Here is an 18,817-nt window from a genome sequence, read left to right as displayed (position 1 = left end):
CCGCGATGCGGTTGATGTGGTGAGCCTCACACTAGTAACGTTGCGGGCGAGAATGCAAGCGTTTACATCAAAATGTAACCGAAAGGATCACGGTGGCTCCTTCCCCACTTCCAACCCCTGGTTCCAGCAACCCTGCATGGTGGGCACACGCCGTCGTTTACCAGATTTATCCCCGCAGCTTCGCGGACGGAAATGGCGACGGAATGGGTGATTTGAAAGGCATCACAGCCCGCCTCCACTACTTGCGGGCGCTGGGCGTCGACGCCGTCTGGCTCTCCCCCTTCTACACCTCGCCCCAGGCTGATGCCGGCTACGACGTGGCGGATTACCGTTCCGTGGACCCGCGTTTTGGCGCCCTGGAAGACTTCGACGCAATGTTGCAGAAAGCTCACGAACTTGGACTGAAAGTCATCGTGGACCTGGTGCCCAACCACACGTCCGATGAGCATGCCTGGTTCCAGGAAGCCCTCGGCGCAGAACGCGGCTCCGCGGCACGGGCCCGTTATATGTTCCGTCCCGGCAAGGACTCCTCGCCGGGAGCTGGAGACGGCGCCCTGCCGCCGAACAACTGGAAGTCCATCTTTGGCGGTGCAGGCTGGACTCGCGTGACCGAAGCCGACGGTACGCAGGGCGAGTGGTACTTGCACCTCTTCGACACCAAACAACCGGACCTCAACTGGGAAAATCCGGAGGTTTGGGAGGAGATGCGCTCAGTGATGCGCTTCTGGCTGGACCGCGGCGTGGACGGATTCCGCGTGGACGTAGCCCACGGCATGATCAAGGAGGAAGGCCTCCCGGACTGGGAGGGCGCCGCCGCCATGGTGGAGGGCGACACCCATGTGCCCCCTCCGGGCGCGCACACTGAGGCGCAGGAGCCCCACACCGCCCACGAGCACGGTCTTGTACTTGAGGGCGACTCGGCAGAAATGCCCGACGGCGGCCAGCCCGCCTTCGCTGCCACGTCCGGATCAGCCGAGTCAGCCGACTCCGCGGACTCAAACGAGGAAAAGCACCGGAGCAAGCCGCCGCTGGATCCGCCGTCGCCGTTCTTCGACCAGGACGGCGTCCACGAGATTTACCGGGACTGGAACCGCCTGCTGTCCGGGTACGACGGCGACAGAATGTTGGTTGCCGAGGCCTGGGTTGAGCCGGCGGAACGGCTGGCTCGCTACGTCCGCGAGGACGAGATGCAGCAGGCCTTCAACTTCGACTTCCTTCTGGCGGGTTGGGATGCGCAGCGGCTCTCCGACGCCATCGAGGAGTCCCTCCTGGCTGCGGCGACGGTCGGCGCGCCCTGCACGTGGGTGCTCAGCAACCACGACACGGTCCGGCACGCGAGCCGCTTTGGGCTCAAGGACCCCACCACCTTCCCCAAGGGCATCGGTTCCGAAGATGAGCAACCGGACGAGGCACTAGGCCTGGCCAGGGCTCGGGCCGCCAGCATGGTTTCCCTGGCGCTGCCCGGTTCGGCCTACGTATACCAAGGCGAGGAACTGGGCCTCCCCGAGCACACCACACTCCCCAACGAGGTGCGCCAGGACCCCACATTCTTCCGTACCAAGGGCGTAGAGCGTGGCCGGGACGGCTGCCGCGTGCCCCTCCCGTGGAATGCTGACGCGCCCGGTTTCGGTTTCGCGGAGACCTTCGACGCCGGCACCGTTGGTCGGGCTGCATCGGAACCGTGGCTGCCGCAACCGGCGTCTTTCGGCGACTACGCAGAGGACCGGCAGGCGGGCGTGGCTGGTTCCACGCTGGAGCTGTACCGCGCGGCACTCAAGTTCCGCCGGGCCCATCAACTCGGATCCGGCACTTTCGAGTGGGCCGAAGGCCACAACCCCTCACACGGCGTGCTGGCATTCCTCAACGGCGACGTGCTGGTGCTCGCCAACACGGGCGCCGAGGCCGCTGTCCTTCCGGACGGATACGATGTGGCGCTGGCCAGCAGCCCGGATGCGGTAGTCGAAATGGACGGCGTCGCCTGGTTGGCCCCGGACGCATCGGCGTATTTGGTGCAGGGACACTAATCACAACGCTTGATAAGAAATAAAGGTATGGCTCGGGCCCTCAAGCCCGAGCCATACCTTTATGTTTTTTGGGAATTCAGCGAACCCGCTCCGCCCGGGTGAACCGTGCACGCGTGCCGGAGGCTATGTGCAGCAAAACCGGCGTCCGCTTGCCGGTGACAGCGTCAAGCGCTTCAACCAACCGTCCGACGTCGTCAGCCAGCGCGTGGGGGGCCACGCCTTGGCGAGGCTCAATACGCACGCGGAGGCCGGGGGTTCCCTTGACCTCATAAGTCCACACGGCAGAGCCCATCAGGTCCGTTCGCTCCGCCAGGGCGCTCCGCAGCGCCTGCTCGGCAAGCATCCCGCCGATGCGCACGTCGCCAGGCACGTCGCCGTCGTCGTCATCCGCCACAAGGACACTCACGCGTCCTTTGCCCTGCTGTGCCACCCAGGCGATCATCAGTACGATCAGCAGCACCAACACAGCGGCCGCCACAATCCACAGCCAGCTTTCCGAACGGCCAGGGAAGCGGGTGCGGTCAAACGCACCCTGCATCGCGGACCACGCGGCTCCGGACCACCCGTGCCACCACGTGCCAACAGCGGGAACCGTGGCCAGCAGTGCCAGCAGGACTCCAATGGCCAGGAGCTTCAGGCCCAGGATGCCGATCAGGATCCTGTTGAGCAGGCGCGGAGTGCCGTTCATGCGCCGATCACCCCCGTCTCGGCAAGGTTGACGCGGACTTCAGGTCGGGGCGTCAGGTCCATCGACTCCAATTCATCTTCCACTGCCGCCCGGATCAGTTCACTACGGATTGGAATGCCGGACGTTGGGCGCACGTTCACCACAACCAGGTTTTGAGACACCACAACCATGACCTGTTCCTGCGTGACGTTGGCGGCCACTCGGGCCCTCCGTGCCAACGACGCGGCAATGACTTCGTCATCAACCACTACCGCCACCCGCGCGTTCCTTAGGACATGGCGGGCGCGGCGGCCAGGCAATATGGCGTTGAGGAAAAAGAACAACCCAACCATTGCCACTACTGCGCCTGCGGCTCCGAGCAGGAGCGGCGGAATGCCCTGCGGCAACGCGGTAATCCGCTCGGCAGCGGTCTGGGGATCAATCAGCCAGGCCGGCTGGCCGACGGCATGGACGCCGGACTCGAGCAGGGCGTAGACGCAAAAACCAATGACCAGGATCGCCGCGAGGGCTGCGATGCCTGCGCGCGAGGAATGAGTCTCGCGGTGGAGGATTCGACTCATACGGGGGGCATCGGGGCGGAACTCGCCAGCGTCCGGCGAGAGTTCGGGGGCACTGTACCCTGCCGGACTGTCAGAGAAATCGTTGGAAACAGGATCGGCGGTATGCCTGTTCATGGGGCGCCCTCGCTCATAACACACGGCCTCCTTCGGTGACGCGGGCACCACTGATGCGGATATCCACGCGGCTCAGCTGGGAACCGCTGAGTTCTGTTACCCGCTTGAGGATGACGGACTTCGCGGCCACGGCTCGATCCCATACGGATCCGCCGAATGCGTGTGCGCGGGCAGGATCACGGAGCACGGCGGTCAGCGACGGGACGCGGATGGGGGCTGCGATGGACAGTGCCAGGAGCCCATTGTCATCAGACCAGTCTGCACGGACGTCATGCGGAAGGACGCCCAGCGCCTCGGCAGCCACAGTTTGTGCCAGGGATGTGAGGGCCTGCGTGCTGATCCTGTTGTGCCCAGCCAGGACCGGACCCCCAGTAGCGGCCTCAGCTGTTCCGGTCATGACGAAGAGCGCCGGCCCGTCAGCGCGTCAAGGACGCTGCGCAAATCCAGCTTTCCGTCGGCAGCGCGGCCCAAGAGTGCGCCAATGCCCATAAAAAGTAGGGAAACCAGGAATCCCCACCAACCAAAGCGGAAGGACATAAACGCCACAAAGGCGCCCATCCATATGCCAACAACCGTCATGTTCATTGCAGCGGCTCCCGTTCCGACGTCGCGGGCCTGGCCGGTGCGGCCTTAGGCACCGGAGCCACGTAGACGTCATTGATTTCCACGTTCACTTCGATGACCTCAAGGCCCACTAATTCCTCGACAGCCCGGTAAACGGCAGCGCGGACCTCGTCGGCGATGCGGTGCAGGGGTTTGCCGTAGACGGCCACCAGGTTGATATCGACGGCTACCTGGGTTTCGCCCACTTCTGCCCGAACGCCGGCTGCGTGGTCCGAACTTCCCACGGCGTCGCGAATCGCGCCAAGTGCGCGCGAAGGGCCGGAGCCGAGGGAGTAAACGCCAGGTACGGACCGCGCCGCGATTCCAGCAACCTTGGCAACGGCCGACTCCGAAATGATGGTTCGTCCGCCGGCATCAACCTCGACGCCGTCCCCCGCATCGGCGAGCTGACCAGTGTCGAGGTCTGTGTAGACCGATGGCGGAACCGGCACAGGTTCATTCAACGCGGGTTCAACGGGCGCAGTGTGGTGGCCGTTCCCGGGCAGGGCGTCGGTGTTCTGGTTTTCCATCAGCGCTCCCCTCTCTTGCTTCCACCCTAGCGCTTGCCGGGCGGCCGCGTTGGCTACGCGCGGGCGCCGAACGCTGGCAAGCGCCGAACGGGTTGGGAGCCTGCTCAGGAGCAGTTCTTGTCCATCCAGTCCTGGATCGGTTTGATGAGCGCCTCGTATTCACCCGTGCCGTATTTGCTGAAGTCTGTTCCGGCTTCCTTGGTGAATGCCTCGAGCTTGGCAAAATGCGGTTTCAGTTCGTCCGGGACCTTGTCACGGAGCGTGGCCAGTTCCTCTTGTGCCTTCGCTACGTCTTCCGGCTTGCCGCCGAACGCTCCGGCAAGCGGCAGGATGCTCAGACTGAGCAGCGTGGCGCTGACGGCGAGGCACGCTTCGGTTTTGGTTCCGAAGGCGCCGTAAAGACCGCCGGTGCCGGAAGTCGCCTGTGGGCTTGGGCTCGCGGACGCGCCCGACGACGGCGGGGCTGAGCTGGGCGGCTGGCTGGTGCTTGGCTTCACGCTGGTGCTGGGCGGGGCTTGCGACGGCGTTGATTGGCTTTGGGTAGGCGCGCTGGTTTTTGCGGCACTTCCGGTGGGGACGGAAAAAACGCAGGAGGTGAGCAACATGGCCAAAGCAAGCGTTGCTGAGGATACAAATACCGACCGACGTCCCTGCCGGCTGAGGGTAGTGCTCATTTAATTCCCCCATGAACCGTGGAGCCACATTCGCCGCTTCGACACATTATGGACACCCGCGGCCAGGCTCCTTCGAGCTTGTCGAGGTCAGAGTACTCCCGGGCAAAGGCTGTGAATAGGGCGGGAAAAGAAAAGAACCCCTTATCTCTAAGGGGTTCTAGCTGGTGGCTCCGACCGGCGTCGATCCGGTGACCTTTCGATTTTCAGTCGAACGCTCTACCAACTGAGCTACAGAGCCGTGGTGACATGTCACCGTGACCGCCGGAATTCCTTCTGGCGATCAAAGCGACCCTGACGGGACTTGAACCCGCGACCTCCGCCGTGACAGGGCGGCGCGCTAACCAACTGCGCTACAGGGCCTTGCTGTGCAGTATTTCAACCGCATTTGCGATTTCTCGCTTTTTTCAAGGCTTCCAGCCTACCAGACTTTTCAGGCCGGTTTGACCACTTCCTTGAGTACCCCCAACGGGATTCGAACCCGTGCCGCCGCCGTGAAAGGGCGGTGTCCTAGGCCGCTAGACGATGGGGGCTAGGATCAATCCGAATTCACGACGATCATGCGCTCAGCGCATTCCCGGTTTCATTCCTCCGAACTGGACCTCTAAAACTATAGAGGGTAGTCCGCCAGATTCCAAAATCGGCGAAATGCACGAATTCGCCCCAAACTCTCCGAGCCGCTGCGAGCGTCAGGCGAACTCCAGAGCTTCGTGGGGCCGGGCACGTTTCAGGCGAACTCGGCGGCTATCGCCTGGCCCACGCAGGCACGGAGAAGTTGGCAGTTTCTTGGCCATACGCGTCCGATTTCCGCCAGTCACTGGGCGGGCTCCGGGATTAGATTGGCAGCATGTCGCGAACTACACCAGCCATCCCCGCTCCAGCGACCACAACGCAAACCGGCATCAACACGCTCGGCGTTGCCGCCGTCGTCGTTACGGTGGTCCTTTGGGCCTCAGCGTTCGTGGGGATCAGGGCCATCGGCCCCAGCTTCTCCCCCGGCCCACTGACTCTCGGCCGTTTGGCCGTTGCCGCGGTTGTGCTGGGCGCAGTGGTGGTGCCCGGACTTCGCCGGCTCCCGAAGGGGCGGGAGTGGTGGCCCATACTGGCCTACGGCGTGATGTGGTTCGGCGGTTACAACGTGGCGTTGAATGCGGCCGAGCACACCTTGGATGCCGGCACAAGCGCCATGCTGATCAATGTCTCGCCAATCCTGATCGCCGCGCTGGCCGGCGTGGTCCTCAAGGAGGGGTTCCCACGTTGGCTGATTATCGGCAGCTTGGTGGCTTTCGGCGGCGTGGCGATGATCGCCTTGGGTTCCGGTCAGCGTTCGACGGCGGACGTGGCGGGCGTGCTGCTCTGCCTCCTGGCGGCGGTTCTCGCCGCGGTCAGCGTGATCGTCCAGAAGCCGGTGCTCAAGAAATTCTCGGCTGGCCAGGCCACGTGGTTCGGAATCGTGGTGGGTGCCATCTGTTGCCTGCCGTGGGCTGGGCAATTGCTCGCGGAAGTACAAGCGGCACCGCTGCAAGCCACGCTTGGACTCGCCTACCTGGGCATCTTCCCCACGGCTGTGGCGTTCACCACGTGGGCCTATGCGCTTTCGCTCATCGAGGCGGGGAAGCTAGCGGCCACCACCTACCTGGTTCCGGGAACCACAATCCTGATCTCGTGGTTGCTCCTCAGCGAAGTCCCCACGGTCTGGGGATTGGTGGGCGGCGTTGTGTGCCTCATCGGCGTTGGCCTCACGCGTCGCCGCTCGCGCTCCGACGTCAAAACCGCCGGAACGGTGCCCGGTAGCCGGATAGTTCCGGCTACCGGGGCAGGTTCCGGCGACCTCGACGAGCCGCCCCGGCCTAGTTAGCGCCCCGACCCTAGTTCGCCCCGACCCTAGTTAGCGAGGCCCAGAACGAGTTCCTGGTGGGTTGGCGGGTTGGCTCCGGCCCTGCGGACAGTGATGGCAGCCGCCACGGATGCTGTCCGGCCAATGAGTTCCAGCACGGACGGAGCCATGCCCTCGCTGCCACGCGTGAGCAGGCCCAGGATCAGGGCGGACATGTAGGAGTCCCCCGCCCCGATGGTGTCAGCCACAACCGTGCGTACGGATTCAACCCGGAGCTGGGTGTGGGACGTGGCCATCAGCGATCCCTGCGCGCCTTCGGTCACAACCGCAAGGTCCGCTCCAAGGCCGAGCACTCGGGACGCAGTCTCCTTCACAGTGTTGCCAGGGTACAGCCACCGGGCGTCGTCATCACTGAGCTTCACCACATTGGACAGCGGCACCATGTCCTCAAACAGCTCCACGGCCTGGGCGTGGGTGCCAAGCAGATCGGGCCGGATGTTGGGGTCGAACGTCACCATGCAGCCGCCCTGCGCCTGCCGAAGGAGGCTACGGACCGACTCCGCGCCCGGTTCCAGGAACGCGGCGATGGAGCCCGTGTGCAGAACCTTGGGTGCATAGGGCAGCGACGCCGGCGGCAGCGCCCATTCGATGTCGAAGGCATACTCAGCAGAACCGTCTTCGGCGAGGGTCGCCGTCGCTGTCGCCGTCTTGTTCAGCGACTGGGAGCCCGGCAAGAGTACGACGCCGGCACTCGCCAAGTGCTCTGCAATTGCCCGGCCGCGGTCATCGCGACCGATGGCCGTCAGCAGCCCGGTGTTGACGCCCAGGCGGCCAAGCCCGTAGGCGACGTTCGCCGGCGAGCCGCCAGGGTATTCGATGGATCCTTCCGGTGTATTGACAATGTCAATCAGTGCCTCGCCGACAACTACAACGTCTAGCTGCTCCGACTCCTGCAGGGGTGGGTTCATACGGGTCTTCCTATATCTGTGTAGGGATTGCCTTCGGATTTTCTGATGGAACGTAATTGATGGACCGTAGTGGAGAGCTGTCAGGCGGCCCTGGGGTTCAATGTCCTGGGCCTGTTGATCCTGGGTGGCGCCACGGACGCCCGCTCGACCAATGGGCATGCCACGAATTCAGTGTGGCCGTCCCGCTGGGCACCGGCGAGAATCGCATCCACCGCCCGGCGGCCCATGTCGATGAACGGCAATTCAAGCGTGGTCAGCCCGGGCCGCAGGTGTGCCGCAAGCGCCTCCTGGTTGTCGAAACCGACAATCGACATGTCGGAGGGAATGGACCAGCCTCGCGCCGCGAGCGCCTGGTAGGCACCCCAGGCGGTGCGGTCGTTGGCACAGAAGATCGCGGTGGGAGGCTCGGGAACTTCGAGCAGGTTCAAAGTGTTGAGATAGCCGCCTTCTTCGTGGCCGTCGCCGAAGCGGATCAGGGAAGGGTCGACGTCGATCCCGGCCTCTGCCATCGCCCTGCGGTAACCGGCCAATCGCCCTGTGACGGCCGGAAGGCCGCTATCCGCGGCTTCGATGTTGATCATGGCAATCCGCCGGTGCCCCGCGTCCAGGAGTCGGCGCGTGGCAACGTAACCACCCTCCTCCTCGTCCGGGGCGATGCTCGGGAAACGCCCGGCTTTGTCCCGTGAGTTGAGGACGACGGCGGGAACCTCGGTCAGGACGTCCGGAACCTCAAGCATCCGGTGGTACATCCCTGCATAAACAACCCCGGCCACTTTGTACGACAGCATGGTTTCAAGGGACGTAGCCTCCAGGGATTTGTCCCCGCCCGTGTTGATGGTGAGGAGCAGGAGGCCAGCTTCCCAGGCCCGCTCCTGGGCACCCTCGATGATCTTCCCTGCAAATGGCGCCGTGGCTACGGTGTCGCCGATGAACCCGATCATGCCCGCCACACCGTCCCGGAGCACCTTGGCGTGAGCGTTGGTTCTGTAACCAAGGGTCCTGACGGCATCCTGCACCTTGCGGCGGGTGGCTTCGGAGAACCGGGTACCCTCGGCATCATTGATCACCAGGGACACGGTGGCCTGGGACACGCCAGCAGCGGCCGCGACGTCATTCATGGTCGGGCCGGACCTGCGGGGCCTGGTGCGTGGCATGGGTTCCTGGTTGTTGCAGTGCGGTCGGGCTTGCGCGAGGTTACCGATGCGATGGGTTATTCGTATAACCTCGCGAGCGAAACTGTATCCCGCGTCACAAGGGCTGTCAACGTTGTCATCCACATCGTGAAAGAAACACTTCCGGCGCAGGGCGCCTGACTACAGCATCTTTCCCAACCCCCAATAGAAGTCATCGGGGTCCTTTTCCTGTCACAAAGGCTGTCATCGCAGTCCCGGCAGAAATAGAGTCGAACTATGCCCGCGAACCTCCCTCCCGGTCTGCCGATCCTTCCCGACGGCGAACGGGCATCCACTCCCCTCCCACAGGCTTCGGTCAGCCAGCCGCAACACGTCCCCTTCGACATGTCGGAGGAGGAGTTCGAAACGGCGGTCGAGGACGCCTTGGAGCTCATTCCACCCAAAGTCGCCCGTGCCATGGACAACGTAGCCATCTTCATCGAGGACGACTACGTGCCGGGCCCAGGCGAAGATCCGGACACCGTGCTGCTTGGCCTCTATGAGGGAGTTCCGCTGACGGAAAGGGACTCCTGGTGGGATGCAGGCTCCTTGCCGGACCGGATCACGATCTTCCGGCAGCCGATCCTGGACATCTGTGAGAGCCGTGATGAGGTCATCCACGAGGTCGCCGTCACGGTAGTTCACGAGATCGCCCACCACTTCGGCATCAGCGACGACAGGCTGCACGAACTCGGCTGGGGCTAATCTCTACTTATGGGGCACAACCACAGCCACACCCACGGGATCACCGCAACCGGAAAGCACCGCAAGCGGCTGATCGCCGTCCTTGCCATCACGCTGTCTGTTGTCCTTATCCAGATAGTGGGCGCGATCCTCTCCGGTTCGCTGGCCCTGCTGGCAGACGCGGGACACATGCTCTCCGATGCCGCAGGTGTGTTCATCGCCCTGTTGGCCGCGTGGATCGCAACCCGCCCCGCCAGCGACCAACGCACCTACGGGTACCAGCGGGCCGAGGTCCTTGCGGCGCTGGCCAACGCGCTGATCCTGATCGTCATTTCCGTGGTCATCTTCATTGAAGCCATCCGGCGCTTTGGAGATTCGCCGGAGATCCATACGGATATCATGCTCTTCGCCGCGATCCTTGGCGCCATAGCCAATCTCGTGTCCCTGGTGATCCTCCGCGAGGGCCAACATGAAAGCCTCAATGTCCGCGGCGCGTATCTCGAAGTGCTGGGCGACCTGCTGGGCTCGCTCGCTGTGATCGCTGCCGCCGTCGTCATCCTGGTGACCGGCTTCGAGGCCGCGGACCCGATCGCTTCCATCCTGATCGCGGTTATGATCCTCCCCCGCGCGTGGCACCTGCTCCGCGACGTCGTCGACGTTTTGCTGGAGGCCACGCCCAAGGGCGTGGAGGTGCAGATGATCCGGGAGCACATCATGTCAGTTCCCGGGGTGGTGGCCGTTCACGACATCCATATCTGGACCATTACCTCCGGCGTGCCGGTATTTTCCGCTCACGTTGTGGTGGAGGATGACGTGCTCAGTGCCACCGGCGCGGACCGGCTCCTGGACAGGCTCGGCAGTTGCCTCGGCAAGCACTTCGACACAGACCACTGCACGTTCCAGCTGGAGCCCGTCAGCCACTCGGCTCACGAGTCCCACCAGCACGCCTGACCCTGCGAGCTCAGGCCAGGACGTCCTTGGTGGCGAAGCGGCCGTAGGCCAAGGCGCCAAACACTGCGACATACGCGGCCTGCAGCAACGCGTTATTGCCGAAAGACTCCCACGACAGCGGCTGCCGAAGCAGGTCGGCGAAGTCCAGCCAGAAGTGGCTCAGCAACCAGGGATGCAGCCAGTCGAGTTGCGGAATAGCGTCCATCACCTCAGAGACGACGGCGGTCACCACCGTTGCGGCCATCGCGCCAACCGGCACGTCGGTGAGCGTCGACAGGAAAAGCCCGACGGCGGACAGCCCTAGCAGCGACACGGTGACGTAAGCGGCGATAGAGAGGACGCGCAGTATCGACTCTGGGACGCCGATGGTGTCGCCGGAGAGGAGCGTGACAGGACCCACCCGGAACAGCACCGCCCCGATCGCCATGCCCGCGGCGGCCACAGTCAACGTAGCCGTGATGCAAAAGACCACGGCCCCGGTGTACTTCACCAGCAGCAATCGAACTCGACCGGCGGGCGCGGCCAGCAGGTACCTCAGCGTGCCGAGCCCGGCTTCGCCAGCCACCGTATCGCCGGCGACCACCCCCACGGTCAAGGGGAGGAACAACGGGATCGACACAATCAGGCCCGTGACCGCGGCGAAAAGCCCGTTCTCTGCAATGCGGTCCAGGAAGGCGGGTCCGCGACCACTGGGAACCCTGGATGTGAGTTTTACGGCGAGCGCAATCAGGATTGGGATCATCGCGAGGGCGACCAGCATGGCCCAGGTCCGACGGCGGCGGAACAGCACGCCGAGCTCGGACCACATGAGGTCCCACCCTGCCCCGGTGGCGGATGCAGAGCGGCCGGGGACCTTGGTTCCCGCAGTGACTGGTGCCGGGATGCCAGTTGTACCCGTGCCGGCGGCCGCCGCACCCGCTGCTGCCAAAGGGACCGAAAAAGCCAACGACGGCGGCTCGACCTTGGCTGCGGACTCCGGCCGGGTTGTCGGTTCAGTCCGGGTTGTCGGTTCAGTCCGGGTTGTCGGTTCAGTCCGCGTTGTCGGTTCAGTCCGCGTTGTCGGTTCAGTCCGCGTTGTCGGTTCAGTCCGGGTTGTCGGTTCAGTCCGGGTTGTCGATTCAGTCGGGGTTGTCGGTTCAGTCCGCGTTGTCGGTTCAGTCGGGGTTGTCGGTTCAGTCCGGGTTGTCGGTTCAGTCGGGGTGGCCGGCTCCGTTCGGGCGAACTGTTCCGACCCCGCAAGAGATTCGGTCCCGGCAAGAGATTCAGTCCTGGCAAGCTGTTTATCGCGAGCGGGCCGCAATAGGCGCCCGGGAATGGCGGGCCGCTTGGGCATTGCAGGCGGTCCTGGAACAGCGGCAGCCGCGCCGTCTGGTTGCGTGACGTCACTGGTCAACGTCGAACCCCTCCCCCGTAAGTGCTACGAAACGATCCTCCAGGCTCCCCACAACCACAGCGAAGCCACGAAGCCGAACGTCCGAGCGAACCAAAGCCTCCGCCACGGACTCCGGCAACATGGTTGAAGCCCCCCAGCCCGCTGTGTCTTTTGTGCTCGAGCCGCCGGTGATGGAGTCGTCGCTCACCGGGCCGCTGGATCCCCTGTCATTGGCATCCCGGTCACCGGAAACTGCGCCGTTGCCGCCGTCGTAGTTGCCGCCAACGGGACTCTCAGCCGGGAGCATTGCGGTGAGGACGGCGTCGGTGCCTTCCGGGGGTTCCGGGGTGGGCAGCAGACCCAGCCGAATAAGAACTTCCGCGGCGATGCCCGGGTCCGGGGTGACAATCCGCACACGCCTGGCGCCGTTGCGCCGCAGTTCCGCAAGCGTCCCCTGGGCCACCAATCGGCCGGTGCGCATCACGGCAACGTGGGAGCAAATCTGCTCGACCTCCGCCAGCAAGTGGCTGGAAACGAACACCGTGGTGCCGCCGGCCGCGAGCGAGCGGATGAGGTGGCGGACCTCGCGCGTTCCTTGCGGGTCCAGGCCGTTGGTGGGCTCGTCGAGGACCAGCAGCTCGCGAGGGCTTAGCAAGGCGTTTGCGATGCCCAGCCGCTGCTTCATGCCCAGCGAATACGCCTTGACCTTCTTGTGCGCCGCATGGGAGAGGCCCACGCGCTCCAGTGCATGGTTGACTCTGTCGCGGCGTGTTCTGGCGGAAGCGAGCCGGTTGGCGGTGTCCAGCCTGTGAAGATTGGCGGCCCCTGAGAGGAAGGGATAGAAAGCCGGCCCTTCCACGAGGGCACCCACGCGCGGAAGGACGTCGTGCAATCCATTAGGCATCTCCCGGCCAAGCACGGAAATCGACCCCGAGCTCGCAGAGGCAAGGCCCAAGAGCATGCGGATAGTGGTGGTTTTTCCAGAGCCGTTGGGACCCAGGAAGCCGAACACCGACCCCACCGGAACGCTGAGGTTGAGCCCGTCCACGGCCAGTTGGTGGCCGAAGCGCTTGCTCAGCCCCGTGGTGTGGATCGCGGTTTCGCCCGTCACCGGACAGCGGCAACGGCCTGTAGCCGCTCCGGCGTCACCATCCCCGCGAAAACGCGACCGTCATCGGTCAGGAGGACATTGGCAAGGGTGGTGGAGAACAGCCGCCCGCCCTGAACGGGCCGTGCCAGCTGCGCCAACAGCGGTGTGGACGCCATGAGCTGTTGCAGTCCAGCACCAGGAAGTTCGACGACGGCGTCCCAGCCGCTGCCCGTGACGTGCGGCTTGGTGGGAGCCGGCATGGGGACTGGGGCGACGGTACCGCATGGTACGGGGACCGGCATATAGGGCGCCGTACGCCATGGGATCGGTTGGGGTCCCGGCGTGGTCGGTCCGTCCGGAGTCACCGTTGGCGATTTGGGGGGCATTTCCCTTGCGCATGAAGGGGTTGCGGCCTGGCCTCCTGCAAATGGCGGAAGTGGTAGCGGCATACCGGTCAATGGCAACTCCTTGACGGTTGCGCCCGCAGGAGGTGTGAACTTGAAGATCGAGGCGTCCGGGGCACCCAGGGTGAGCTGGGAGAACGCTACCCGGAAGGCGGGATTCTGCTGGCCGCGCGCCCTCACTTCGGCGCCGAGCGGCAGGCCGGTCTCGCCGTCGACGTAAACGGCTGCGGACTCAACGAGTGTCTCCGTGGTCTTTGGCGTGAAGAGCAGGTTGTAGGCGGCACGGCCCGCTACCTGCGTGTCAGCACCAAGCGTTACCGCCGTGGTGGGGTCGGCTGCAGCGAGCAGCTTTTTCGCGATGTCTTCCGGGGTAGGCATGGCGGTGCGTGCCGAGGCGGAGGGCTTGGTTGGCATGCCCGGAGCCATGTTCGCGGGCACGGTTAGGTGCGTAGCGGTGTTGTCGCGTGAGCTGTAGAACCACACATCGTTGCCGCTGCGGACCAGGTCGCGTTCAGCCATGGGGTCCATGACTTGAAGCCGGACGCTACCCGCTCCATCCGTATAGATTCGGGCCGTGTGCGGCGTGGTGAAGAGTTCCAGGACGGAGGCTATGTCCAGACCCTGCGAAGGGGTTCCACCGGAGCTCGGCGGTGCGGTGGGCAATTGCGGCAGGCCCAAATCGGCACTTTGCTCTACGGTGCCGGAAAGCGCTTTGACTTGGTGCTTGGCCAGCATTGCGATGACGTCCGCGGGGGTTCTGTCAGGGAGCGGGGCACTGGCGCCTGCCTGCAACGGTGCAATCAGGACAGCCCCGGCGATGACGGCCGGGACAGCGACGGCGGGCATCCACCGCAACCATGGACGCTTCATGGACCATCAGCCCCCTCGAGGAACCTTTATGAATCCACAGTACGCCTCACGGCCCTGCGGCACACAGGCGTCAACGGTTACGGATCCGACACGGTGTGGCTCGCCGGCCAGCATCGGGAAAACAGCGGTTCTACCCACCTACTGCCGGATCAGGCATTGTGGGGTTGAGTGGGAAGGAGTGGGAACTCCCGTCCGCCGCGCGGCAGGCAAGTACGCTCTCGGCAACCTCCCGCGCCCCGTATACCGAAGCATGACGGTGCGCACGTACGACGCCATTAAGCACTTGCTGGACCTCCTGGAATAGGGCTCCAGAGAGGGCATAATCCATATTCTTTAATAAACCGTATCCGGGTAGGATACACTTTATTCATGTCCCCCATTCCGCTAACGGATGAGCTAATCCAAAGGGCGAAAATAGCTGCAGAAGCTGCTGAGAAAGCCCGTCTCGAGATGAACGCGGCCTCCGAGCGGCGTGCTGAGGCTGTCTTCGCGCTCTGGGCCGAGGGCCTATCAGTTCGCAGGATCGCTGGGCTCACCGGCGTTAGTCCTGCCGTCACACAGCGCCTACTGGAAAAGGCCAGAGAAAGTCGCCCGCAGCTGATGCGTCGTGAAGAGCGAGTCTCCTACGAACTCCATCGGGCAGTAGCTGAGAAGATCACAAAAGACCCTCAGGGTGTGCTCGGCAAGGCCCGAACCAACCTACAGGCAATGAGTTCGCGAATCCGCGGTGGCCACGCCCAGGGTTGGGTGACAGATTGGATCACACTCATCAATGCAGGGGACATCGGACAGCTTGTGGCCACAATGCTCAGCGCCGACGAAAAGGGAATCGATCTCCGCCAGATGACACCATTCGCCGGTGTACTCTCGCAGGAAGAGCGGCTTCTAGCCATTCATAAGGCCACACGTGCAGCGCGGTGAACTGGAACACGCGATCCGAGCGGCAACAGAAATAATCAGGCAGGAATCGGTCTTTGTTATCGGAAGCCAATCTATTCTCGGCTCCTTCACAGAAAACGAGTTGCCCGCCGAAGCAACATTCTCTGAAGAGGTTGATATTGCGCCGATAAACGATGACGACGCCCAATCACTAGCAACCGAGCTGGATGCCGCGATTGGAGAAATGTCCTACTTTCACGAAACTCACGGCTTCTATGTCCAGGGCGTTGGCCGGAGCACAGCCGTGCTCCCTGCCGGATGGACTGAGCGATTAGTCATCCTAAGCAATGAGAACACCTTAGGCCGCACCGGGCTGTGCCTCGAGCCTCACGACCTATGCGTCGCCAAGCTCATTGCAGGCAGAACGAAGGATCATCTTTTCGTCGGTGCACTTCTTAGGCACGGGATTGTGCGCCCAGAAATAATCGCTGAGCGGTTACTGACCGTTTCTGAAGACGAGGTTCGTCGGGATCGCGCCATCTCATGGATAAGGAGCACGTTGCAGCCCTGAAACAGTTCACGCGGGACACACGTTCCGGCCTCGACTGCCGCGTGGTAAGAACGCCTTCGGCCTCCACGGATCCGCCGAGGCTCAGGCAGGCGTCACCGTGCCGGAGGCTCCATCCACTGTGATCTCCTGGCCTGTTGTGATCAGGCCGGTGGCATCCGGTACTCCCACCACCGCGGGAATCCCGTACTCACGCGCCACCACGGCACCGTGGGAGTTGGCGCCGCCCATCTCCATCACCAGTCCGCCGGCCGTCAGGAACAGCGGGGTCCAGCCCGGATCGGTAGAAGGCGCCACCAGGATCTCCCCCGGTTCCAACCTTGCGCCGGTTGGATCAAGGATGACGCGTGCGACGGCGGTGACGGTGCCGGCCGATGCCGGCGTCCCCAGCAGCGTCCCCTCCGGATAGTCCTCCCCCGCGGGTCCACGACCGCCGGCGGCCTGCAGCGCCTCCGGCTCAGTGCCATCGGACATCAGCATGCGCGGAATGTGGCGCCGTGCCAGCTCCGATTCGTAGTCCTGCTTGCGTCGGGCGACAAGCCGCCGCAGGTCCGTTCCATCAAGGCCACGCCGTGCCTCGTCCAGGTCCAGGAAGAAGACATCGTCAGCAGATTCGATGGACCCCAGTGCCATTAGACGCTGGCCGATCAGGCCGATGTGGTGGCGGGCTGCGGCAAAGCCCTTGACGAGGTTGTACTTGGGCAACTCCCGCAACCCTGCGAACATGCGCGTGCGGTCAAGAGCCGCCCTGACCACGCGGCCGCGCAGCCGTCCCCACGGCCCCCGGCCAGCCTTGGCCTCGAGCGTGCGACGGTATTCCTCGGCCTCCTGAACCGCGGTACGGAACTGTCGATCGGGAGCCAGCCGGTCGTCGTCGAGCCTTAAGTAGTTGGCCAAGACGCCGATGATGTGGGTGGGATCCTCGCTCCAGCGAGGCATGCCGAGGTCAATCTCCGCGACGGCTCGGTGACCGTAGGTTTCCAGGAAATTCCGCAGCCCGAACTGCGCGGCGGGCGGCAACGTGCCGCGCCGATAGCTGGCAGCGAGGTCCTCCGGGCTGCGGTTCGTCAGTGCGGACTTCGATTCTGCGTCAGCGCGGAGCCTCCCGGCCAGGCCCCAAAGTTCCAGGTCCATCTCCGTGGTGACGTTGTTTGGGAGCCCGCGCAGTATGGCCTGGAGCTCATCGAACGGCGCCGCCTTGCCCATGATCTTGCGGACCAGAGCGAACATGGCGAAGCCAACAACCGCTGTGGGCAGCGTGTTCGGGAGGATGGCGAACAGTTCCTTGCTGAGGATCCGTTCCACGTGGTCAAGCCGTTGGCGGGCACTAATCCTATCCGGGACCACCAGAGCAGCATCGAGCCGCCGCTCAAAATCGCGGATTCGTTCCATGGCCGCGGCAGGCCGGAAGACAGCACGCAGAATGGTTTCGGGCAGCCGGTATTTGGCGGCTACGGGCATGACGTGGCGCAGGAGCCGCCACGGTCCGACGTGTTCCACGGAGAACCGGGGATCGTCGAAGAATCTCCGCATCAGTGTGGCGGAGCGCGACTCCATGACATCGAAGATGCGCGGGACGATCTTCCGTCCGGTTGAGCTGCGGAGGACCGTGGTGAGGTCGATGTAGATCCGTTGCCCAGCCTCGGCGAACGGCGGAGGGCCTTTGCGCGGATGCGGAACGCTGAAATGCGCTGCTTTGGCCACCGAGGAGCCCATCAACCGGATTCCAGCCATGCCCATGGGCGTGATGGGCCGTGTCAGCCCCTGCGCCAGGCTGAAGCAAAGGTAAAGACGGTCACCACCCACAGGGGCAGCGCGTCGCGGCAGTGGATAAAGCGTAGTGATAGGACGGGCCTGGGTCAGCCAAACCCTGCCACCGGCGTCGATGGCCCACTCGGTATCCTGCGGCGCCCCATAATGCGCCTCGACCCGGCGGCCCAAGGCTGCGAGCGCCAGCACGGTCCGGTCGTCCAGGCAGGCTTGACCGTCGCCGTGGATGATGTCACCTTCCAGGCGTTCCGTGCCGCCGCCGGCTTTGGGCCGGATCAAAACCTTCTTGTCGCCCAGCCGCCGTTCCCGGATGGCGCCCAGGACGCCGTCGACGACGAAATGGTCCGGGTTCACTGCCCCGGACACCACGGCCTCTCCGAGGCCGGGACTCGCGTCGATGACTGCCTCGTTGCGGCGGCCGGTCACGGGGTTGGCGGTGAACATCACGCCCGCGGCGGCTGCGTCAACCATGGACTGCACGACGACGGCGAGCGCCACTGTAGACGGGTCGATGCCGTTGGCGGCCCGGTAGGTGACTGCGCGGTCAGTCCAGAGCGAAGCCCAGCAGCTGCGGACGGCCTCAAGGACGGCGTCCGGCCCGATGACGTTGAGGTACGTATCCTGCTGGCCGGCGAAGCTCGCGAAGGGAAGGTCTTCCGCTGTAGCCGAGGATCGGACGGCAACCGGAGTGGTGTTGCCCAAACCGGCGTAGGCGTCGCGAACTGCCGTGGCCACGTCCTCTGGCATACCGGCGTCGAACACTGCGTGTCGAGCACGGGCAGCGAGGGAGGTCAGTGCCGCCATGTCAGTGGGGTCTTTAGACGCAAGCTCTTCCGCTATCGCCGCGAGCTCCGGCGAATCGACCGCGCGGCGGTAGGCCGCCGTCGTGAGGCAGAAGCCGTGCGGCACGGGCAGGCCGCCCACCGTGAGCTCGCCAAGGTTCGCGGCCTTGCCGCCAACAACGGGCAGCATGCCAACGCGGATCTGGTCGAAATCCAGAATCAGGGGTTCGGCTATTGCCGGCGACGGCTGGGGGCCCGCCATGGTCGTCTATCCGGTTCG

Annotated in this window: 19 protein-coding genes and 3 tRNA genes; 7 read left to right on the top strand and 15 right to left on the bottom strand. The window is 64.2% G+C overall.

What is annotated here, in order from left to right; genetic code table 11:
* The first annotated feature begins 92 nt into the window (after positions 1-92).
* Entirely contained in the window at positions 93-2,024 is a 1,932-nt protein-coding gene (locus LD110_RS15520; protein ID WP_374200350.1) for a glycoside hydrolase family 13 protein, read from the top strand.
* A 76-nt stretch (positions 2,025-2,100) separates the two neighbouring features.
* Here LD110_RS15520 and LD110_RS15515 read toward each other — a convergent pair whose 3' ends face one another.
* The 9 genes from LD110_RS15515 to LD110_RS15475 all read right to left on the bottom strand — a co-directional run bounded on the left by LD110_RS15515 (position 2,101) and on the right by LD110_RS15475 (position 5,723).
* Positions 2,101-2,712 carry a hypothetical protein gene (locus LD110_RS15515; protein WP_225499734.1) on the bottom strand — a complete coding sequence of 204 codons (612 nt, stop codon included), beginning with the start codon at positions 2,710-2,712 and terminating at the stop codon, positions 2,101-2,103.
* A complete protein-coding gene (locus LD110_RS15510; RefSeq protein WP_374200349.1) occupies positions 2,709-3,386 on the bottom strand; it encodes a hypothetical protein in 678 nt (225 codons plus the stop codon). The genes LD110_RS15515 and LD110_RS15510 overlap by 4 nt, the downstream gene beginning before the upstream one ends.
* Positions 3,387-3,399: 13 nt before the next feature.
* Entirely contained in the window at positions 3,400-3,783 is a 384-nt protein-coding gene (locus tag LD110_RS15505) for a hypothetical protein (RefSeq protein ID WP_225499733.1), read from the bottom strand.
* Positions 3,780-3,971, bottom strand: a complete 192-nt coding sequence (locus LD110_RS15500; RefSeq protein ID WP_225499732.1) for a DUF2273 domain-containing protein — start codon at positions 3,969-3,971, stop codon at positions 3,780-3,782. Before LD110_RS15500 ends, LD110_RS15505 begins: the two co-directional genes overlap by 4 nt.
* Positions 3,968-4,519 (bottom strand): Asp23/Gls24 family envelope stress response protein, encoded by a 552-nt coding sequence (locus LD110_RS15495; protein ID WP_225499731.1) that lies wholly within the window; start codon positions 4,517-4,519, stop codon positions 3,968-3,970. The genes LD110_RS15500 and LD110_RS15495 overlap by 4 nt, the downstream gene beginning before the upstream one ends.
* Before the next feature lie 104 nt (positions 4,520-4,623).
* The gene (locus tag LD110_RS15490; RefSeq protein WP_225499730.1) at positions 4,624-5,193 is read right to left on the bottom strand and encodes a hypothetical protein; all 570 of its coding nucleotides are present in this window, start codon (positions 5,191-5,193) and stop codon (positions 4,624-4,626) included.
* Between the two features lie 162 nt (positions 5,194-5,355).
* Positions 5,356-5,431, bottom strand: a tRNA-Phe gene (locus tag LD110_RS15485).
* A 48-nt stretch (positions 5,432-5,479) separates the two neighbouring features.
* Positions 5,480-5,553 (bottom strand) — tRNA-Asp (locus tag LD110_RS15480).
* Between the two features lie 97 nt (positions 5,554-5,650).
* Positions 5,651-5,723 (bottom strand) — tRNA-Glu (locus LD110_RS15475).
* A 314-nt stretch (positions 5,724-6,037) separates the two neighbouring features.
* Here LD110_RS15475 and LD110_RS15470 point away from each other — a divergent pair.
* A complete protein-coding gene (locus LD110_RS15470; RefSeq protein ID WP_225499729.1) occupies positions 6,038-7,048 on the top strand; it encodes a DMT family transporter in 1,011 nt (336 codons plus the stop codon).
* 26 nt (positions 7,049-7,074) lie between these two features.
* Here LD110_RS15470 and LD110_RS15465 read toward each other — a convergent pair whose 3' ends face one another.
* Both LD110_RS15465 and LD110_RS15460 read right to left on the bottom strand, forming a co-directional pair.
* A complete protein-coding gene (locus LD110_RS15465) occupies positions 7,075-7,995 on the bottom strand; it encodes a carbohydrate kinase (RefSeq protein WP_225499728.1) in 921 nt (306 codons plus the stop codon).
* A gap of 80 nt (positions 7,996-8,075) precedes the next feature.
* Positions 8,076-9,149, bottom strand: coding sequence for a LacI family DNA-binding transcriptional regulator (locus tag LD110_RS15460; RefSeq protein ID WP_225499727.1), 1,074 nt, complete (start codon positions 9,147-9,149; stop codon positions 8,076-8,078).
* Positions 9,150-9,404: 255 nt separating this feature from the next.
* Here LD110_RS15460 and LD110_RS15455 point away from each other — a divergent pair, with 255 nt between their 5' ends.
* Both LD110_RS15455 and LD110_RS15450 read left to right on the top strand, forming a co-directional pair.
* Positions 9,405-9,872, top strand: coding sequence for a metallopeptidase family protein (locus tag LD110_RS15455; protein WP_225499726.1), 468 nt, complete (start codon positions 9,405-9,407; stop codon positions 9,870-9,872).
* A gap of 9 nt (positions 9,873-9,881) precedes the next feature.
* Positions 9,882-10,802 carry a cation diffusion facilitator family transporter gene (locus tag LD110_RS15450; protein ID WP_225499725.1) on the top strand — a complete coding sequence of 307 codons (921 nt, stop codon included), beginning with the start codon at positions 9,882-9,884 and terminating at the stop codon, positions 10,800-10,802.
* A 10-nt stretch (positions 10,803-10,812) separates the two neighbouring features.
* Here LD110_RS15450 and LD110_RS15445 read toward each other — a convergent pair whose 3' ends face one another.
* The 3 genes from LD110_RS15445 to LD110_RS15435 form a co-directional block, all read right to left on the bottom strand.
* Entirely contained in the window at positions 10,813-11,610 is a 798-nt protein-coding gene (locus LD110_RS15445; RefSeq protein ID WP_225499850.1) for an ABC transporter permease, read from the bottom strand.
* Positions 11,611-12,184: 574 nt separating this feature from the next.
* Entirely contained in the window at positions 12,185-13,285 is a 1,101-nt protein-coding gene (locus tag LD110_RS15440) for an ABC transporter ATP-binding protein (RefSeq protein WP_225499724.1), read from the bottom strand.
* Positions 13,282-14,538, bottom strand: a complete 1,257-nt coding sequence (locus LD110_RS15435) for a hypothetical protein (protein WP_225499723.1) — start codon at positions 14,536-14,538, stop codon at positions 13,282-13,284. The genes LD110_RS15440 and LD110_RS15435 overlap by 4 nt, the downstream gene beginning before the upstream one ends.
* A gap of 178 nt (positions 14,539-14,716) precedes the next feature.
* On the opposite strand from LD110_RS15435, the gene LD110_RS23710 reads away from it, so the two are divergent.
* The 3 genes from LD110_RS23710 (at position 14,717) to LD110_RS15425 (ending at position 15,988) form a co-directional block, all read left to right on the top strand.
* A complete protein-coding gene (locus LD110_RS23710) occupies positions 14,717-14,842 on the top strand; it encodes a hypothetical protein (RefSeq protein ID WP_263855260.1) in 126 nt (41 codons plus the stop codon).
* A 65-nt stretch (positions 14,843-14,907) separates the two neighbouring features.
* On the top strand, positions 14,908-15,459 hold the full coding sequence (locus LD110_RS15430) for a hypothetical protein (protein WP_225499722.1): 552 nt from the start codon (positions 14,908-14,910) through the stop codon (positions 15,457-15,459).
* Positions 15,446-15,988 carry a DUF6036 family nucleotidyltransferase gene (locus LD110_RS15425; RefSeq protein WP_225499721.1) on the top strand — a complete coding sequence of 181 codons (543 nt, stop codon included), beginning with the start codon at positions 15,446-15,448 and terminating at the stop codon, positions 15,986-15,988. Before LD110_RS15430 ends, LD110_RS15425 begins: the two co-directional genes overlap by 14 nt.
* A gap of 81 nt (positions 15,989-16,069) precedes the next feature.
* Here the strand turns inward: LD110_RS15425 and LD110_RS15420 are convergent, their stop codons facing one another.
* On the bottom strand, positions 16,070-18,799 hold the full coding sequence (locus LD110_RS15420) for a PEP/pyruvate-binding domain-containing protein (RefSeq protein WP_225499720.1): 2,730 nt from the start codon (positions 18,797-18,799) through the stop codon (positions 16,070-16,072).
* Positions 18,800-18,817 lie beyond the last annotated feature (18 nt).

This window comes from Arthrobacter sp. M4 (assembly GCF_020251205.1).
Lineage (GTDB): Bacteria > Actinomycetota > Actinomycetes > Actinomycetales > Micrococcaceae > Arthrobacter.
This window is presented reverse-complemented; position numbering and strand designations above follow the sequence as displayed.